Annotated in this window: 14 protein-coding genes; 3 read left to right on the plus strand and 11 right to left on the minus strand. The window is 37.3% G+C overall.

The window, feature by feature from the left end:
- Nucleotides 1-135: 135 nt before the first annotated feature.
- The 10 genes from BM141_RS06690 to BM141_RS06735 all read right to left on the minus strand — a co-directional run bounded on the left by BM141_RS06690 (nucleotide 136) and on the right by BM141_RS06735 (nucleotide 12,120).
- Nucleotides 136-687, minus strand: a complete 552-nt coding sequence (locus tag BM141_RS06690) for a CvpA family protein (protein WP_091542183.1) — start codon at nucleotides 685-687, stop codon at nucleotides 136-138.
- Nucleotides 688-775: 88 nt separating this feature from the next.
- Nucleotides 776-1,861, minus strand: a complete 1,086-nt coding sequence (gene lepB / locus BM141_RS06695; protein WP_091542187.1) for a signal peptidase I — start codon at nucleotides 1,859-1,861, stop codon at nucleotides 776-778.
- A 73-nt stretch (nucleotides 1,862-1,934) separates the two neighbouring features.
- Entirely contained in the window at nucleotides 1,935-2,726 is a 792-nt protein-coding gene (locus tag BM141_RS06700) for a YdcF family protein (RefSeq protein ID WP_177217291.1), read from the minus strand.
- Between the two features lie 11 nt (nucleotides 2,727-2,737).
- Complete coding sequence (locus tag BM141_RS06705) at nucleotides 2,738-4,897, minus strand: ComEC/Rec2 family competence protein (RefSeq protein WP_091542193.1); 2,160 nt, start codon at nucleotides 4,895-4,897, stop codon at nucleotides 2,738-2,740.
- Nucleotides 4,898-4,998: 101 nt separating this feature from the next.
- Nucleotides 4,999-6,129, minus strand: a complete 1,131-nt coding sequence (gene tgt / locus BM141_RS06710; protein WP_091542196.1) for a tRNA guanosine(34) transglycosylase Tgt — start codon at nucleotides 6,127-6,129, stop codon at nucleotides 4,999-5,001.
- Between the two features lie 24 nt (nucleotides 6,130-6,153).
- Nucleotides 6,154-6,630 (minus strand): hypothetical protein, encoded by a 477-nt coding sequence (locus tag BM141_RS06715; protein ID WP_091542200.1) that lies wholly within the window; start codon nucleotides 6,628-6,630, stop codon nucleotides 6,154-6,156.
- A 67-nt stretch (nucleotides 6,631-6,697) separates the two neighbouring features.
- Nucleotides 6,698-7,420 carry an RluA family pseudouridine synthase gene (locus BM141_RS06720; protein ID WP_091542206.1) on the minus strand — a complete coding sequence of 241 codons (723 nt, stop codon included), beginning with the start codon at nucleotides 7,418-7,420 and terminating at the stop codon, nucleotides 6,698-6,700.
- A gap of 201 nt (nucleotides 7,421-7,621) precedes the next feature.
- Nucleotides 7,622-9,721, minus strand: a complete 2,100-nt coding sequence (locus BM141_RS06725) for a carboxy terminal-processing peptidase (protein ID WP_091542210.1) — start codon at nucleotides 9,719-9,721, stop codon at nucleotides 7,622-7,624.
- A 142-nt stretch (nucleotides 9,722-9,863) separates the two neighbouring features.
- Nucleotides 9,864-10,715 (minus strand): dihydropteroate synthase, encoded by an 852-nt coding sequence (gene folP / locus BM141_RS06730; protein ID WP_091542213.1) that lies wholly within the window; start codon nucleotides 10,713-10,715, stop codon nucleotides 9,864-9,866.
- A 106-nt stretch (nucleotides 10,716-10,821) separates the two neighbouring features.
- Nucleotides 10,822-12,120 (minus strand): Glu/Leu/Phe/Val family dehydrogenase, encoded by a 1,299-nt coding sequence (locus tag BM141_RS06735; protein ID WP_091542215.1) that lies wholly within the window; start codon nucleotides 12,118-12,120, stop codon nucleotides 10,822-10,824.
- 241 nt (nucleotides 12,121-12,361) lie between these two features.
- Between BM141_RS06735 and BM141_RS06740 the strand changes: the two genes are divergently transcribed.
- Nucleotides 12,362-13,303, plus strand: a complete 942-nt coding sequence (locus BM141_RS06740; protein ID WP_091542217.1) for a DUF4097 family beta strand repeat-containing protein — start codon at nucleotides 12,362-12,364, stop codon at nucleotides 13,301-13,303.
- Between the two features lie 89 nt (nucleotides 13,304-13,392).
- Here BM141_RS06740 and ilvA read toward each other — a convergent pair whose 3' ends face one another.
- Nucleotides 13,393-14,664, minus strand: coding sequence for a threonine ammonia-lyase (gene ilvA / locus BM141_RS06745; protein WP_091542220.1), 1,272 nt, complete (start codon nucleotides 14,662-14,664; stop codon nucleotides 13,393-13,395).
- Nucleotides 14,665-14,863: 199 nt separating this feature from the next.
- Here ilvA and BM141_RS06750 point away from each other — a divergent pair, with 199 nt between their 5' ends.
- Together BM141_RS06750 and BM141_RS06755 are read left to right on the plus strand one after the other, a co-directional pair.
- Nucleotides 14,864-15,727 carry a carbon-nitrogen hydrolase gene (locus BM141_RS06750; RefSeq protein WP_091542222.1) on the plus strand — a complete coding sequence of 288 codons (864 nt, stop codon included), beginning with the start codon at nucleotides 14,864-14,866 and terminating at the stop codon, nucleotides 15,725-15,727.
- 172 nt (nucleotides 15,728-15,899) lie between these two features.
- The gene (locus tag BM141_RS06755) at nucleotides 15,900-20,099 is read left to right on the plus strand and encodes an AAA domain-containing protein (protein ID WP_091542225.1); all 4,200 of its coding nucleotides are present in this window, start codon (nucleotides 15,900-15,902) and stop codon (nucleotides 20,097-20,099) included.
- Nucleotides 20,100-20,102 lie beyond the last annotated feature (3 nt).

A 20,102-nucleotide genomic window follows, 5' to 3' on the forward strand; every position in this document is an offset into this window, starting at 1 on the left:
AAATTAAAACAGTTTTCTGCACTTATCTAAATCTTTTAGATGTATTGCGTCCACGAGGAGAGGCTTATGATTATCAATAGCTTAACTTACAGTTCAGAGGAAAAAATAAGGGAATAATTCATTTTATCGGACTACTTATCTACTCAATAGCCTTTGCACTCCGCTTACCAAATCACCAATAAATGGAGAAATAGTATTCCCAATTTGGAACATAAAGTCAAACAAGCGAATAAGCATTGGGTAAAAGAGGGTTTTATTCATCTCTACAGGTTTGAAAATACCAACAGCAGTGAGCATCTCTGCCAAAATACTAAGGGCAAAAGCATATTTGAATGCACCTAAAACCAGCCCAACAAAATTGTCTAATCCTTCAAACACATCAAAGTTGCCTTTGTCTTGCATTTTTCTGTCTATCAAGCTAATAATAATCACTATCAGCCCATAAATTACTAAAAAAGAGATAAAATGTGTAGCCTTAGAAAAACTGCCTACACTCGTTTTGGCAACAGCTACATAACCTTCTTTGACCAGCCAAAAACCTAAAATAGTAAAGACAATAAAAAAAACGATGGATAGTAACTCAGTCAAAAAGCCTTTTTGATAGCCTTTGTATGCTCCAAAACAAATAAGCACAAAAATAACAATATCTATGAGCGTAAAAGAAACAGAAGAAAAGCCCGTATCCATGATGATTATTTTTTTGCAATTCTAAAAATTAATCACCAAATTATCAAATTTTTAAGCCTATATTTTTAAAGTAATACTTTAACTTTATCTAATCTATCCACTTCCAAAGCCTCTCCCAACGAATAGCAAAAATCCCTTTGTTAGGGTTATAGGAATAAGCTATCATAATAGGTTTACCTACGATATGGTCTTCAGGAAGCAAGCCCCAGTAGCGCGAGTCATAGGAGTTGTGGCGATTGTCGCCTAAGGTGAAGTAATAGTTTTGTTTAAAAGTATATTGAAAAAGCTCTTTTCCATTGATAAAAAGTCGGTCATTTTCTATTTTTACTTTTTTTAGACCTTCATAATTCAGGATAATATGCTGATACAAAGCCAAGTTCTCAGCAGTGGCTTTGATAGTCATGCCTTTGAATGGAATGACAAGTTTACCAAAATTGTCCCTATTCCAGTTAAACTGAGCAGCAGGAGGCAAGATAAAAGTGCCTTTCATGCCCTTAGGTAAGGTATTTGGCATCACCATAGTAATAGAGCGAATAGAGGAGAGTTTCTTTGCGTTCTGCTCTGTAGCATATATGAGATAGCCGTATTCCTTTTTGTAAAACTCTTGAATACCAAACTGTTGAAATACTTTTTCATCTATCTCGGCTTGAGTTTTTACCAAAAAACTAAACTGAGGCTCATAGACTTCTTCTAAAAGTAAATCATTGATATACACCTTTCTATCTCTAATTTCAAAAGTATCCCCGGGCAAAGCAATGCAACGTTTGATGTAGTGTTGTTTATTTTCTATGTCCTTTTCTAAATCCGCAGGAAAGTTAAACACCAACATATCATTCCTTTGAATCTTTCTCAATCCAAAAAACCGCCAATAAGAAGGGAAAATTTGATGATAAAGATTGTTCTTGTCCTGATAGAATAGAGGAAGGTCAAAAGGGAGCAGAATACGCTTTCCGTAGTGGATATTACTGCAAATTACCTGGTCGCCCTTAGTCAAAGTCCCCTCCATAGAGGCACCGGGTATAGAAAAATTTTCTGCCACAAAAATCCTAAATAAGCATAGCAAAATAGTTGTATAGATTGCTAAACAAGAGGCTTTTGAAACTTTGAACGGCGGAAGTTTTTGGGCATGGGCAACTTCTCTGATAGTATGTTTTTGCAGTAATTTCCCCTTCATGCACGTCTTTTTGTTAAATTTTAGTTCATTTATGGTTAATTATACAATATCCATACCACACATAGAAAACTTTTTAGGCATATCCCATCAACTTATAAACGATATAGCCTAAGACTTCTTTAATCAATATATTCCATTTGAGCCAAGCATCTAAAGAAGGCATAAAAATCTCTACTAAACTTACTATACCTATTTCATCTAAGCCTCCGTCCCCTGCATAAAAATCTGTGCTAAAAACATCAACCTTTACCCCCGCTTTTTTGAAACATGCCTCTGCGCGCCTCAAATGAAAAGCAGAGCTAACTAAGAGCAAATTTTGCTTATTGGGTAAGTATTCTTTTATCATTTTTGCAGAGAAAATCGCATTCTCATAGGTGTTGCGAGATTGATTTTCTACCCAAATCGCTGAGTCTGGCACACCACATTGCAAAAAAACCTGCTTCAAACTTCTTTCAGTGCTGGACAGTTCTCCATCTCTTGAAAACTCAGCCCCGCTAACTAAAATTTTTTTTACCTTGCCCTCTTGGAAAAGTCTGACAGTGTGCAGCACCCTATCCGCTCCACGATGAAAATAAATGCGGTCTTTGGGCGATTTGTAGTCAGAGGTTACTCCTGTGAGTACTATAGCAACCTCGTACTGACCTTGCTTGATGTCAGCAAAAGGAGTAGGCGGAAGTTCCCAAAGCAAAAATACTTCATTGATAATAAAGGCATTAGAAAAAAAGAGGATAAATAAAACCACTACCCATCGTAATTTTTTTTTCCATTTTTCATTCTTGGAAAAAAGAAAGTAAATAAAACTTATAAAAAGCCAAGTAGAGGGTAAAACTAAGAAATACAGGGTTTTAGATAAAATAAAAAACATAGTCATCTGGTTTAGTTGTCATTAGCTAATTCTTTTATAAATGCTCCTTGCTCACGGATTATATATAGGCTCATTCCCAATTTTTTTGCTTGTGAGGAAAGTTTTTTACTGTTGTAATAGGAATTACTTGCATCTAAAATAATAGTCTTAAACTTAGAAAAATCTAATTTTTCTACATCGCGAACTGCGTTTTTAGAAATCAGCAAGAAGTCCGCAGAAGGCAAGTCTATTTCCGTTTTTTCCAAAAGCCAAAGGATTTTTTTTTGATGATAAGAGAACAAAACAAGTTCTTTTTCCCTATAAAAGGGGATAGGGAAACCATTTTCTAAGCTGCTAATGTTGAAATATTTAACTTTTTCAGGGGAAACTCCCTTATATGACCAATAATTGTAAAAAAGATTACGCACTTGATAATCGTCATAAATCAGGGAAGAATCTGCAAGCATAATATTCTGATTGCCTTCTAAAAAGTTCATGTTCAGAACCTTTCCTGAATGAAATATGTAAAAAATAGCTTGATTTTTTTGCTCAAAAAATTCTTGCATTTGAGAGATGAAAAATAAAACCGTACACGCCACTGCATAATATAGATAGCTAATTTTTTGAAAGGCAAATAGCATAGCTAGCAGGAGTATGGTGGTGTAAATCAGTAGAGTTTCACCTAAGCTAATATGTATGCCTTCTATGACAGCATAGGGCAAATGCTCCATGAAAAATAATGCCTCATTTTGTAGCCATACTACTTTTTCTACCAAAAAACCAATACCTACTGCGAGGAAAGGAACCCACGAAAAGAGCAAAGTAAGTAAACTTCCTGAAAATATGACAGTCGCCAAAGGAATGACAACTAAATTTGAAAAGAGGAAATATACAGGGAACTGATGAAAGTAAAACAATCCTATGGGGAAAGTACCAAGCTGTGCTGCCAATGAAACACAAGTGATTGACCAAAAAAACTTTATTGTTTGGAAAAGCCACTTATTCATGTGGGGGAAGCTATCCTCTATATGCCAACAGTGAAAAATCTTGGGTTGGAAATAGATAATCGCAAGCAAGGCAGTATAGGACAACTGAAAACTTACTGAAAACAACAAATAAGGGTCATAGCAAAGTATGAGAAAAGCAGAAATAGCAATCGTATTGTAAATACTTGAATTTCTTTGGATTGTATTGGCTAAAGCTACTAAGGAAAACATAATTACTGCTCTCAATACAGAGGGAGAAAGACCTGTAAGCAAAGCATAAAACCACAGACAAAGCAAGACTATACTTAGAAAAATCCAATTACCATATTTTTTACTTTTCTTTATCCAAGCTAACAACCAAGTCAAAATCTGAAATAAAATTCCTACGTGCAATCCTGAAACTGCCAACACGTGCATCGCTCCTGTATGCGAATAGGTACTGCGAATGGCATTGTCCAGATGGTCTTTGATGCCCAAGACCAAAGCACTGACTACGGCGTATTCCTCTTGCTCATGTATAGCATTTTGCAAAGCAAGACTGGCTTTCTGCCTAAGTTGAATAGCAAGTTCAACAATTCTGTTGGGCGGAGCATGACCGAGTATTCTGAATTTGTCTGCCTCTATAAACTGTTGATGATAAATTTGTTGGTTGGCTAAATACCTTTGAAAATCAAACTGCTGGGGATTAGGTGGAGGAGAGGTAGCTTGTGGAGAGCCTACTATCAACAATCTATCTCCATATTGTAAACTTTTCAGTGAAGCGGTTTTAGCTTCTGACTTTTTGATATAAAGCAAGATGTTTCCTTTTGCTTCTTTCCAAATATTTTGGCAAAATACCTTTTTTACAGTTAGTTCTATTTTGAAATGATTAGTTTTCTCTTGGGGTTCTTCTGAAACGATAGCTTCGTAGTAACTAATTGAATCACAAAGATTAGAAAAGTGCTGTTCCCAATGAATTTCTTTTTTTTGGTGTGTTATGCTGATTCCAAACAGCGTAGTGGCAAGTAAGGCTAACAAGCCGAAAGCAAAGTTCCACTTCCTTTTTTGGACTGGGGTAGTAAAGTACAATACAAAAACATAACTAACAGAAAATAAAACACATAGGACTGTCCAAAATGGAGAAGAAAGGTCAAAGTAGGCATAAAGCAAAATGCCAACTATAAGAGCTAATACGATACGCACAAAGGGAGTCGCAGACCATTTCATTGCTAAGAAAAATGATTTTGAATAAAGATAACAACTTGTGAGTAAAATATTATGCTTAGCTTAATTTTTTTGAAATGGAGAAGCTATAAAAAGCATATTCTTTAAAGTCTTTGCATGACTTGCTTTACCATATAGTCCTTCCATGTACGATAATCACCCGCCAAAATATGCTCTCTTGCTTGTCTAACCAACCACAAGTAAAAAGTCAGATTTTGAATACTTGCGATTTGACCTCCCAAAAGTTCTCCACTAACGATTAAATGCCTAAGATAAGCCTTTGAATAAAAAGTACTTACGTATCCGCCAATCGTGGGGTCAAGCGGTGAAAGGTCATCTTTCCACTTTTCATTTTTCATGTTCAGAATTCCTTGTGAGGTAAAAATCATACCATTGCGAGCGTTGCGCGTAGGCATCACGCAGTCAAACATATCTACTCCTAAAGTTATGGCTTCCAAAATATTAGCAGGAGTTCCTACGCCCATGAGGTAGCGAGGCTTATCTTTGGGCAAGATGTCGCATACCAGTTCGGTCATGGCATACATTTCCTCTACAGGCTCACCTACGGACAGTCCGCCAATAGCATTCCCTTCGCGTTCAAAGGAGGCAATCGTTTCTGCGGACTGCACACGTAGGTCTTTAAATGTACTCCCTTGTATAATGGGGAAAAGTGTTTGACTATACCCGTACTTTCCTTCTGTGCTATCAAAACGCTCACAGCATCGCCTTAGCCAGCGATGCGTCAATTCCATAGAGTTTTTAGCATATTGATACTCACAAGGATAAGGAGGACACTCATCAAAAGCCATAATGATGTCAGCCCCGATAGTTCGCTGGATGTCCATGACATTTTCAGGGGTAAAAAGATGCTTTGAGCCATCAATATGCGATTGGAAAATGACTCCCTCTTCTTTGATTTTTCGATTAGCGGCAAGCGAATAGACCTGATAACCACCACTATCGGTAAGGATTGACCTACTCCACCCATTAAACTTGTGCAAACCTCCTGCCTTTTCTATAATGTCTAATTTAGGTCGCAAGTACAGGTGATAAGTATTGCCTAAGATAATCTGTGCCTTGATGTCTTGCTCTAATTCGCGTTGGTGAACAGCCTTGACTGTACCAACAGTTCCTACAGGCATAAAAATAGGCGTTTGGATAGTGCCGTGGTCAGTAGTGATGATGCCCGCACGAGCTTTGGATTGTATATCAGTAGCTTGAAGTTCAAATTTCAATGTATTATCTTGTTTATGAATTACTTACCTATTTTCCCTAATAAAATCTTCTAATCCTTTGGCTAAAGCTAATCTATCTTTTTTACTCAACAAAGAAATGCTGATAAATGAATAAGTAACTATCTGCCCTTGCTGACGAGCCGTAATAGCTAACTCTTTGGTAAGCCCATAATTATGACTAAAAAATTGATAGTCCTTGATTTCATCTTTGTAAATTTCTATGATGCCTTCTGTATTTTTCCAATACCTAAAAAATTTGAAATATTTGATAGTGAGTTTTCTATTGGTAATTTCGCAGTAAAAATAAGCAGGATTGATGATGTAAGCTAAGCCCATAGCAAACAAAATGGTAGAAGAAAAGCCCACACGCATCATAAAAGTAGGGCGACCTAAAAGCTCATGAATATCTCGCCAAAAAAAAGCAAAAACCGATAAACATAGAAAAAAAATAGCCCCAGAAATATGAAAGCGTTTTACATTATTGACATTGTTGATTTCCATTTGATTTTTTTAACCTCTCATTATAAATCAAATTTAGTCATATCCTTGCAATAAAGCATACAATCATTCATAGATTATTTCGCAATTGCTTTAATAAAGCATTCATGTCTTTGGGATAAGGAGCTGTGGCAGAGATAATCTCATCATTTAAGTCTTTAAAAGCCAAACTATACGCATGTAAAGCTACCCTACTAATTAAGGGCTGTTCCTCTGTATCTTTCTTTAAGTTAAACCCTCTTTTGATTTCAGATAAAAATAACATTTTTCCGCCGTACTGTACATCAGAAACGATAGATGCCCCTAAGCATGAAATATGGATACGAATTTGGTGCATACGTCCCGTCAAAGGCATACACTCTACTAAGGTATGTTTTTTAAATACTTCTTTAGTATTAAAAATGGTAGTGGCTTCTTTACCTTTGCTTCTGTCTATTTTTACAATACCAATAGGCAAAGGTAAAATAGGCAAATCTACCATAATCCCTTGAAAATCATGTATCCCCGTACTTACTGCATGATAAATCTTTTCTACTTGGCGTTTTTCAAACTGTATAGCCAGGTGCCTATATGCCTCTGGATTTTTAGCTACAGCCAATGCGCCTGATGTTTCTTTGTCTAAGCGGTGAGCTATTTGAGCATCAGGGTAGTGTTTTTTGACCATGCGAATAATACTTATTCCTTTGGCATCTAAGGTTCTTTCGTCAAGGGTAGAAATATGAGGAGGTTTATTGATAATCAAATAATTATCATTTTCAAAAATAATAGCCTCCTTGAAGTCAAATGATTTCATCTTGGGTGCGTTAGTCAAAAAGAAAAAGTCTAACCTTCACAGGATTAAATTTTTTTGAAAGTTAGACTTTTTTCTAAAAAAATGGAAATGTTATACTTAAATAAATTTAGTTTGTTAAGGTATCAGCTTGCAACTTATTTATAATCTGCACTTACAAAAAATTCAATTCTTTTAAAATCTTTTCGGGTTTGCGTGCATGAATTACATTAAGTCTTTCACTACATTTATCGCTTCGTTCAGATGAATGTCCTTCTTAATGGACTTATACCAATTATCGATGCGTGCCTTAGTTGTAGAATCAATGTTATCCCTTTCAAAGTCTGCTTTCAATGGTGTTATAGTGATACCTGATTCATACTCGTTGATTACTTTGTATTTTTTAGCTTCCTCAACATATTTTTTCTGCATCTCTCTAAACTTGTCCAAGTTCAATGAAACTTGTGAAGTTTTGTTTTGCTGTTTAATTCTTTGGGCGTTTTCAGAAATTAGTTGGAAGACATTGTCTTTGCTTACTCGCTTTTGGCTATTTGCTTTGGCTTTGGCAATTTTATTTTCGTTTTTTGTCCAAATATTGTATTTCAATGGTTCTATTTGGTCTGCTTCCAGAGGGAAATCTTCTTTCTTTTCTCCTATTTCCTCTTCGTAGGCACTGTAAATATCTGGAAGTATAATATCTGGAATCACCCCTGTCAGTTGGTTAGTAGTTCCGTTGATACGATAAAACTTTTGCACGGTAAGTGCCAAAGCCCCAAGTGGTTTGATATTATCCAAAGAAACAGGCAAATAACGGTCTAAGTCAAGCATGTTTTGTACTGTCCCTTTTCCATAAGTAGATTTGCTCCCTATGATGATGCCTCTCTTGTAATCTTGAATAGCCCCTGCTAAGATTTCAGAAGCGGAGGCACTCATAGAGTTTACCATAACTGCCAAGGGACCGTCATAGTGAATTTGAGGATCTTCATCTTCACCTACATTAGGTTTACCTCTTCTGCCTTTGACCTGTACTATTGGACCTTTTTCTATGAACAAACCTGTCATTTGTATTACTTCTGTGAGAGAACCACCGCCGTTGCTTCTTAGGTCAAGAATAATTCCATCTACTTTCTCTTTTTTAAGTTTAGCTATCTCATTTTTAATATCCTCACCGCAGTTTCTCCCACCGCTATTGCTAAAGTCTGCATAAAAACCGGGTAAGTTAATATAGCCTATTTTTTTCTTATCTCCATTTTCCAAAATTACTGATTTGGCATAGGTTTCCTCAATCAGTACCACATCTCTTATGATAGGCACTACGGAAAGCGAACCATCTAACTTTTTGATAGTAAGTCGTACTTCTGTGCCTTTTTTTCCCTTAATTAGTTTTACTACCTCGTCTAAGAGCATATTGGTTACTTCTACAGGCTCACCATCTCCCTGAGCAACTTTGAGAATGACATCTTCTGCTTTCAATATGCCTTGCCTCCAAGCAGGACCGCCGGGCATGACTTCGCTTATTTTCACTGTGCCGTCTTCTTTGGTCATCAATCTTGCCCCTATGCCTTCATACTTTCCTGAAAAGTCCATGTCGAAGTTTTCTTTGGCGCGAGGAGCATAATAGGTGGTATGAGGGTCATAGCAAGCTGTAATGGCATTAATGTAAGTGGCTCTTTTAGCGGCAATGTCTTCCTTTTCCATGCGCAAGAACCAGTCATTCATGATTTTTAGGACTGCCTTGCGAGCTTCTTCTTCTATTTGTGCGAAGGTTTTTGCATTCTCCTTTTTATCTTTTTTATCCTCTGCTTCCAAGGTATTATATACTCTTTTTAGCACTTCAAATTTCAAATACTTTCTCCAACGCTCTTTTAGTTCTGCTTCATTTTTAGCGAAACCTATTTTCTTTATGTCCGTCTCGTAGGTTTCATCTGTGGAAAAGTCAAAAGGTGAAGCCAAAATTTCTTGGTAGTATTGTTTTGCCTCTGCCCATCGCTTAGTGCGAATCTGCATAGACAAATCAAATAACTGGAAAGTTTCTGCTTTGATTTCATCATCAATCTTAATCTCAAAAGTACTTAGCTCAGCTACATCTTCGGCAGTTAAAAATTGCTTTCTATAATCAAAACCTTCTAAATACTCTTTAAAAACTTTTTTTGAAAAGGCATCATCTATATTATTTTCTAAATAGTGTCTGCTTTCCAAATTTTGTCTTACCAAACGCATCAATAACTGCTCTTTGCTTATTTCTCTTGTGGAGGTAGGCGAGTAAGAAGTGAGCAATAAAAGCCCAACAAAAATAAATACATATCTTACTGATATTATTTTCATAGTCCAAGTATTTTTATATTTTGTACCGTGCTTACTGAAAGTTTAAACCAAGTTGCTAATGTCTTGACTTGCAATATAACAAAATAAAACGAATAAAGATTGTTTAAGATTCAAATTTTACACATATTAGCAAATGATTTGCCTAACTATTTGACAGATTTAATAACTTTATTACTTCTATAGCTTCTTTGACATCATGCACGCGCAAAATAGATGCTCCATTTTTAACAGCTAAGGCATGAAGAGCGGTAGTGCCATTAAGAGCCTCTTGAGAGCCAATGCCTAATTTTTTAAATATCATGGATTTACGAGAAACACCTACTAAAATAGGGCAATTCAAAACTTTAAAGTAAGGCAAATGATGAAGCAAAAAGTGGTTTTGCTCTATAGTTTTAGCAAAACCAAAACCTAAATCCACTATGATGTCCTTGCAGGATAACTGTTTAAGGGTATGCAATCTATCTTGGAAATAAAAAATCAAGTCTTCTAAAATATGATTATAAGAAGTCATCTGACTCATCGTTTGTGGAGTACCCCTGCTGTGCATCAAAATATAAGGAACTTGAAGTTGGCTTACGGTGGCAAACATTTTCTCGTCTAACTGCCCCCCAGAAATATCATTGATTATACAAGCACCTTCTTGTACTGCGGCTTTAGCTACTTCTGCCCGAAAGGTATCTATGGAAATATAGCTTTGAGGAAAAAGTCTGTTTATTTCTTTAATGACAGGAAGAACCCTGCTAAGTTCTTCCTTTACAGATATGTCCTCTGCATTGGGGCGAGTAGAGTACCCCCCAATGTCCAAAAAAGTAGCCCCTTCTATGAGCATTTTTTCCGCCCTCTCACTTATTGACTTCAAATTATTGTACTTTCCGCCGTCATAAAAAGAATCTGGTGTATTATTAAGTATGCCCATGACCAAGGGGGTAGAGAGGTCAAGTAAATCTCCTTTTACTTGTAAGGTTTTTCTTGTATAACAAACGGCATCTCTCATAGCAAAAAATCGTTGGACTAACTACAAAAATTTTTTAAAGGAAAAGGCTATCCCTTTTGGACAGCCTATCTTTACTATTTCAAATCAAATCATAGCAAAAGAACAATTAATACCCGCCTCTATACTTCAAAGTTTCAGCTACTTTGGAAATAGAAACAATGTAAGCAGCCAAGCGCATGGACACATTGTAGTCCTTTGCCGCTTTGTAAACGCGTTCAAAAGAATCTTGCATAATGCGGTCTAAACGACGGTTTACTCTATCTACTGTCCATTTGTAACCTAAGCGATTTTGTACCCATTCAAAATAAGATACTGTAACCCCGCCTGCATTAGCCAAAATATCAGGAACTACGCTGATTCCTTTTTCGTAGATGATGCTATCCGCTTTGGCACTTGTAGGACCGTTTGCCCCTTCTACTATCAACTTGGCTTGGATTTTATGGGCGTTGGCTTGGGTGATTACGTCCTCTTTTGCTGCGGGAATAAGTATATCTACAGGACTTTCTAATAACTCTTCGTTGGTAATTCGGTCTGCTTCTTTAAAGCCTTCCAATACGCCTCCATTACCATTTCTATAGCCAATCGCTTTGGTAATGTCTATGCCTTTGTCGTTCCAATAAGCTCCTGTGTGGTCGCTGATACCACAAATCTTGATACCCCTATCTTCTATTAGCGCAGCTGCATGAGAACCTACGTTGCCAAAGCCTTGCACTGCACAAGTGGCGCGTCCGGGATTCAGGCGAAGTTTTGCCATTGCGGCTAAGGTGCTTACCATAACTCCTCGCCCTGTTGCCTCTGTACGCCCCAAAGAGCCTCCCATGACCAAAGGTTTGCCGGTAACTACGGCGTGAACGGTTCTGCCTTGTGAGCGAGAGTACTCGTCCATCAACCAAGCCATTTCTCTGGGACCTGTCCCCATGTCTGGCGCAGGAATGTCTTGGTCAGGTCCGAATACATCTACCAAAGCAGAAGTATAAGCTCTTGTCAATCGCTCTAATTCACCTACCGACATACTGCGTGGGTCGCAGATAATGCCCCCTTTACCACCACCATAAGGAATATCTACTACTGCACATTTCCAAGTCATCCAAGCTGCCAATGCCTTTACCTCGTCTAAGGTTACGCCTAAGTCGTAGCGAATACCCCCTTTAGCAGGTCCTAAAATATTGGAGTGGATAACTCTATACCCCTCAAATACTTTTTTCTTTCCATTGTCCATAGTAACAGGAAGAGAAACAATGACTTGCTTAGTAGGGGTTTTTAATACTTCGTAAGTTTCTTCATCTAACCCTATCAACTGAGCTGCATCGTGGAAGCGCGACATCATCGATTCAAAGGGATTCTCTTTGTCCTTAATCGGCGCAGGCTCTATATATGATGAAATACCTGTTGTTGTTGTTGCCATTTGCTATTGCGTTGTTAATGATTACTTTGTAATTAGAAAAATTATTAAAAAAAAATAACGTAGAATGTTCCAAAATGTTAGGTGGAAAAAACAAAATTTCCGCAAAATTAATGATTTGCTGATTGCAATATGAGTTTTCAACAAAATTTTTCTTTCTCTATGCAACCTCTTGACTTTTGTTTGCATCTCTGTCCTAAGAAAACTTAAACTTTAAAATACACCCATTTTAATTATTTGGAATATGAAAACAGCAAAAAAATACCTGCTTATCGCATTGTCCTGCATATTGGCTGTAAATATAGCTTCTGCCCAAAATACCATAGACCAAGTCGATACCTCTTACGAAGGTGTGAGTAAACTTATCGTAAGGGGAAGTTTCTGTGATGTAACTGTCTTCGGTGGCAATAGCGGTAACACAGTAGCGTTTACAGGTAAAATTACAGGAACCGAGAACAACAGAGATTTTAGGATTATGCACAGGCTATCTGGCGGGGTCTTAGAAGTTTGGATAGACAGACCTGAAAGCAGATGGAACATGGGTTGGAACAATCTGAACGGAAAGTTAGACTTCAAAGTTCCGTCCAAGATTGAGTTAGCAGTTTCCAATAGTTCTGGGGACGTATTTGCTCAAGACTTATCAGGAAGTATTTGTGAAGTAGGGGCAACCTCAGGAAACGTAAAAGTAAAAAATATTCAAACTAACCTGAGAATTACAGCCACCTCTGGGGATTTGAGAGCAGAAATTGTTACAGGACAAGTAAGAGCAAAAACAACCTCTGGGAATCAGCAACTTCATGAAATAGTGGGCAATGTAGAAGCTGATGCTACCTCTGGCGACATTAGAATAAAAAAGGCAGAAGGCGATATAGAGGCTACAAGCACTTCTGGGGAAATTAACTTAGAAGATACTAAAGGCATCTTGAACCTTAGGAGTACCTCTGGTGATATTGAGGGCAGAGAAGTTTTCCTTACAGGTAATGCCAACTTCAAATCTACCTCTGGGGCTATCGATATTCGCTTAAAAAATAAAATCCAAGATTTGACTTTTGACTTAGAAGCGAGTTCAGGAAACTTGAGAGCAGGCGGAGTCAGAGGCGATAAAAGATTATATGTAAAAAATGGAGAAGGTAATATCAAAATCAGAGGGGTGAGTAGTTCAGGAAACCAAAACTATTCAGAGTAAGAAACTCACAAAGCATCAAAATCTTAGAAGCAGGGTATTCAAAATAGTATATGGGGAAACATCTTATTTTACATACCCTGCTTTCTCCTCTATATCAACAAGCTAAACAAGTCAGGACGCTCATTAATATGTTGGAAGACAATCTTACGCTCGTTCATGCGAGCAAGCAATCCTTCATAGTCTTCCTTAGTATTTACTTCTATGCCTATCAGAGCGGGACCTCTTTCTCTATTATTTTTCTTAGTATATTCAAAATGAGTAATGTCATCATTAGGACCCAATACATCGTTCAAAAACTCTCTCAAAGCCCCTGAGCGTTGTGGGAAATTAATAATAAAATAATGCTTTAATCCTTCATAAAGCATAGACCTCTCTTTGATTTCTTCCATTCTGGTAATGTCGTTGTTACTGCCACTTACTATACAAACTACGGTTTTCCCCTTGATTTCTTCTTTGTGAAAATCCAATGCCGCAATGGAAAGCGCACCTGCTGGTTCTACTACGATAGCATCTTCATTGTATAGTTGTAAAATTGTAGTACAAACCTTACCTTCAGGGACGAGTGTAATCCCTGAAAGAATTTGCCTACAAATCTCAAAAGTGCGATTTCCTACTCTCTTTACTGCCGCACCGTCCACAAACTTATTGATTTTGTCTAAGGTTATTACCTCTCCCAATTCTAAGGCTCTCAACATAGCAGGTGCCCCTTCTGGCTCTACTCCAATAATCTTGGTTTCTGGACTAAGTTGCTTAAAATAAGCTCCCACGCCTGCACTCAACCCACCACCACCCACGGGAATAAACATGTAATCTATTTGCTCTCTGGCATCTTCTAAGATTTCCACCCCCACGGTACCTTGTCCTTCTATGACTTTTTCATCATCAAAGGGATGGACAAAAACACTATTATTCGCTTCGCAAAACTTAATTGCCTCATTATACGCATCATCAAAGGTATCCCCTGTCAGTACCACATTGACAAAACTTTTCCCAAACATCTTTACTTGCTTGATTTTTTGCTGTGGTGTAGGATTAGGCATAAAAATCGTACCTTTGATTTTCAATAAATTACAACAAAAAGCCAAACCTTGCGCATGATTTCCCGCACTCGCACATACCACCCCTCTTTCTAACTCCTCTTTTTTCAAGCCAGTAATTTTATTATAAGCCCCGCGTAGTTTGTACGACCTTACTACTTGCAAGTCTTCGCGCTTCAGCCAAATTTCTGCTTGATATTTTTCTGAAAGATTGTGATTAAATTGGAGAAGAGTACGCACTACTACATTTTTCAAATCCTTATGAGCATTGATAATGTTAGCAGCAGAGGGAAGTTTTGCGGTTGTCAATGTTGCTACGTCCATATTAAATTCAGACAAATTAAGTTGGGAAACCATGATACAGGCATTTGTTAGTTAGTTGCTAATAAATCTTACAAAGATAATGTTTATTCCTCAATATTTAATATCTTAAAATCCAATTTTCTTTTTTATATGCCTAACTTTGCGGCGTTTTTAAAACACTTAGGATGTATTATTTGTAAATTGACCTAACTTATTTAAAATGAAAAAAGTAAATGTTGGTTTAGTCCAAATGTCTTGTGTCAAAGACAAGGCAACAAACATAGATAAAGCAATCCAAAAAGTCAAAGAAGCCGCCACCAAAGGTGCGCAAATTGTCTGCCTCCAAGAATTATTTGCCTCTTTGTACTTCTGCGATGTAGAGGACTACGAAAATTTTAAACTTGCAGAAAGTATCCCAGGTGAAACTACAGAAAGATTTAGTGCACTCGCCAACGAATTAGGAGTAGTTATTATTGCCTCTCTCTTTGAAAAAAGAGCGCAAGGCATTTATCACAATACCACTGCCGTTTTAGATGCCGACGGTACTTATCTTGGGAAATACCGCAAAATGCACATACCTGATGACCCAGGGTATTATGAAAAATTTTATTTTACTCCAGGCGACATGGGCTATAAAGTCTTTGACACCAAATTTGGCAGGTTAGGAATCCTGATTTGCTGGGACCAGTGGTATCCCGAAGCGGCAAGAATTACTACCCTTATGGGAGCAGAAATGCTATTCTATCCAACAGCCATTGGCTGGTCTATTCATCAAACAGCAGAGGTAAACCAAGACCAATACAATGCTTGGCAGACCATCCAACGCAGTCATGCCGTAGCTAATGGTGTTCCCGTGATTTCTGTCAATAGGGTAGGGACAGAAGGACAAATGCTATTCTGGGGAGGCTCATTTGTAGCTAATTCCTTTGGCAAAGTCATTTATCAAGCCTCACATGACAAAGAGGAAATCCACGTGCAAGAGGTTGATTTAGAACAAGCTGATTTTTACAGAACGCATTGGCCCTTCTTGCGCGACAGACGCATAGACTCCTATCAACCTATTACAAGTAGATATATTGACTAAAATTCATACTCTCTCCCTATTGAAAATTTTTTCAGTAGGGAGATATTCATTTCTCCATTTTTAGTTTTAACACTATTTTTTTAACTTTGTTGAAAAGAAAAATAATACTATGCAAGCCAATTCGTGTAATTCGTGGCTAAAAACTATTCATTCGTGCAAATTCGTGTAATTCGTGGCAGACATACTCAAAACATACCAAAAACGCTTAACCAACCTCACCCACCGCAACAAATCCTTGTTGTTACTTTCCCTTTCCCAAAGAAATTTTTTAGACTTGCATCAGCTTGATTTTCTGAATAATAAGCCTTCTTTTACCATTATTGAAAACCTCATCAAAGGCATGAGTAAAACCCTGCTCTGCCCACAAGTCGACAGTAGGGATAAGTTTGCTAACCAAGTCAGCCCTATTTTAAAAAACATACAGCGCACTGACCGCTTTATTCAAGAGGAAAATGGGGCAAAAAACCTCTTTGTTGGCTACCCAATTGTGGAGGGGAAGTTACTAAACGACACCTTAATCCGTTGCCCCTTGCTTTTTTTCCCTGTTGAAATCACTTTGGAAAATAACCATTGGTATCTGAAACTGCGAGAAAATGAAAGCATGAGTTTTAACAAAACCTTCCTATTAGCTTATAACTTTTTCAATAAAATTCAATTCAGCGAAGACTTTTTAGACCAAGATTTTGAAGACGAGCAGTGGACAAAAATCCGCAAAGACAGCCGACTCTTCCGAACAGAACTTTACAAATACTTAGAAACAAACAACTTAGAAGTTCATTTTAATACCGAAAATTTTACAGATTCTCTGCACTATTTCACCAAGCAAAGCAAAAGCGAGTTTGACCTTTTCCACCAAACAGGCAAGCTAAAACTCCAACCCCAAGCTGTCTTGGGCATTTTCCCCCAAGCGGACTCTTACCTCGCTCCTGACTATGATTTTTTGCTAAATACTCCAGAGGATTCTAAGTTTCTAACTCGGATTTTACCATTTTCTGCCCCACCCCTTAATCCCCTCCTCTATAGGGAAGGGGCAGGGGGGGGGCAGGGACAAGTTTACCCTTACCCCTTAGACGCTTCCCAAGAAAAAGCCTTGCAAGCGATTAAAAATGGGCAGTCTATTGTTGTTCAAGGTCCTCCCGGTACAGGCAAGTCGCAGTTAATCTGTAACTTAATCGCTGACAGCATCGCCAATGGGAAAACGGTTCTGGTCGTGTGCCAAAAAAAAGCTGCCTTAGACGTGGTTTATCAAAGACTTAGTGAAAAGCAAGTACAAAACTTTGCAGCCTTAGTACATGATTTTCAATACGATAGAAAAAATATTTATACCCAACTTAACCAGCAAATAGAAAAAGTACATGAAAAAGCAGAGCAAAAAATCAGCTTAGAAGCACTGCACTACGAGGAGAAATTTATCCAACTTAATCGCCAAATAGAACAGCATATCAGGCAGTTAGAGGGGTTTAAAACCGCTCTTTTTGATACTTCTGAATGTGGGCTTTCAGTTAAAGAATTGTATTTGACTTCTGATAAAAATGCGCCACATATTTCCCTGACTAAAGTCGAGGACTTGGGTAAGGGGTTTAGATTTGATGACACTTACTATGATTTTATTCAAAAATTAGACCTCTATGAAAAATATACAGAAAAATTAGAAAAGCCTGATTATCAGTGGCTAAATAGACTTTCCTTTGCCAACCTCGAGGGAAAAGACTTAATGAAAATAAAGCAGGTAATCAAAGAAATTGAAATTAGCATTCCCCCTCTCTCCTCTGGGGAGGGGAAAGGAGTGGCGCAAACTCCTCTATCGTTATCTGTATCTTCATTATCCCCCCCCAATCATGCTGAAATTTTTTGCAAGCAATGGAAAAACCTTTCCAAAGTGATAGAGCAATTAAAAAATCCCAATATTTTCAAGCTTTTCCAAGTCTGTTTAAAATATGACAAAAACAATTTGACTTGGCTCAATGAAATGGAAAAGAAAATGAGTCAAATGCTAAAAAAAAACACCTTAGAAATACATTTAGCTAATTCAGAGTTAAGCTTTTACAAAAAAGAATTAGAAAAATACCAGCAACTACAATCGTCTTTTTTCAAAAAATTGAAATATGTTTTTTCTAAGGAATACAAACTGTTAAAAACCTTAGCAAAAAAGAACAAACTAAAACTCAAAGGCAAGGGAACAGACACATTACTGCAAAAAATCAATAATCGTATTCATTTTGAGGAACTTAGAAACGAGCTGATTGCTGGGGAAAGCACAATAGACGGCTCTTTGGAAGAATTAGAAAGCAGGGTATTGCTCAACGATTGGGTATTAGATATTCCTCAAAGCCTTGAAAAAGAGGATTTTAAACTGTGGTTTTCTAATTATAAAAAAGGAATTAAACTTTATGAACAAGCAAAAAAGATTTTGGATACGCTAAAAGTAAATCCAAATCATCAAAATACTCCATCAGAAAATGTTAATATTTTTGATATGTCATCTTTCATCAAAAATCTACTGCTTTCCGACGCGCAAACGCTTAATACAGAAATCAAAAAATTTGCAGAAAGTTGTTTAGTCCTCTTTGAAAAATACAAATATTGGCAAAAATATTTGACAAAAAAACAAATTACTACTTTATGGGAAAAACCATATTTGGCAGAAGAATGGGTGGCAGTTTTACAAGAAGATTTTGAATTGCTTTGCGAATTTGACCAGCTAAAAGCCTCAATGACGGAGCAACAGTTGAAGGTAATTGGAAAATTGAAAAAAATTATTGATGAAAATACTAAAAATAGTGAATCAAACCAACAAGCCCTCTCCTTGGGGGGGGGGCTATCAAAAATTCTCGACAACAGTCTGCGCATCGCATGGATAGAACATATTGAAAAACAGCACCCTATCCTCAAATCTGTCAGTACTCCAAAATTTGGACAGATAGAAAAAAACTTGCAAAAGGCTATTGCAGAAAAAGAAAAAATCAGCGAACAAATCTTATTGGTCAGGGTTCATGAATCAGCTTGTAAAGAATTGGAATACAATCGTTTGAGAAACCTAACTTCGTATCGAGAACTCAAACACCAAGTCAGCAAGAAACGCCATGTTTGGGCTTTGAGGAAACTCATTGCTCATTTCAAAGAGGAAATTTTTAAGCTGATTCCTTGCTGGCTTTGCTCACCCGAAACCGTTTCTGCTATTTTCTCTATGGATGCCCAACTCTTTGATTTAGTTATATTTGATGAGGCTTCTCAGTGTTTTGCTGAGAAAGGAATCCCTGCCATGTATCGGGGAAAGCAAGTGGTGATAGTGGGAGATGATAAGCAGTTAGCCCCTAATGACCTCTACCAAATCCGTTGGGAAGAAGACCCTGACTCAGACGATAATAATGTGGCTTTGGAAACTGAATCTCTCTTAGATTTAGGCAAGCAATACTTCCCAATTACCTCGCTTATAGGACATTACCGAAGCAAATCTTTGGATTTGATAGATTTTTCTAATCAGTATTTTTACAATAACAAGTTAAAATTATTACCAGATTACCATGAATTTATCAAAGGTGAACCCTCCATTACTTACCTCAAAGTGGAGGGGCTTTGGGAGAAAAATACCAATTTGATAGAAGCCCAAGAGGTGGTGAAAATCATTAAACAATTCTTGGAAAAAGACAAAAATGACATTGGGGTTATTACTTTTAACTACAAGCAACAACTTCTAATTCAAGACCTATTAGAAGAAGAAAAAATCGCTTTGCCTCCTTCTCTTTTTATCAAAAACATTGAAAATGTGCAAGGTGATGAAAGGGACATCATTATTTTCTCCACGACTTATGCTCCCAATAGTAGAGGTCAGTTGCGAATGCAGTTTGGTAGTCTGAACTTAGTAGGTGGAGAAAACCGCATGAACGTAGCAGTTACAAGAGCAAGGGAGAAAATAGTAGTAGTAAGTAGCATTTTTCCGCACCAGCTCAACGTAGAAGACCTTACAAACGAAGGGGCAAAAGTGCTGAAAAAATATTTAGAATATGCCTTAGAGGTATCACAGGGCAAGTACAAACCCACTTTACCGACCAAACCCAAGCAAAATTTAGATTGGTTTTTAAAGGAAAAAATCAAGTTATTTGTGAGTACACAAACAACAACAGTGAGGTCAAGCCAAACTTTGGAGATTTCTGAGCAAATTCCTTTTGCAGATTTGGCAATAAAAACTTTGCCTAAGCTAAAACTTATCTTAACCGATGACAACTTGTACTACGAAGCACTTTCCATCAAAGAAAGTCATGTTTATCTGCCAAGATTATTTCAAAAAAAAGGCTGGGATTTTGAGCAGGTGTATAGCAGAAATTGGTGGAATAATCGTGAGTCTATTTTGCAAGAGTTCCTACTGTTATAAAGA

Origin of the sequence: Thermoflexibacter ruber, from assembly GCF_900113045.1 — a bacterium.
In the GTDB taxonomy this organism is placed as follows: Bacteria; Bacteroidota; Bacteroidia; order Cytophagales; family Thermoflexibacteraceae; genus Thermoflexibacter; species Thermoflexibacter ruber.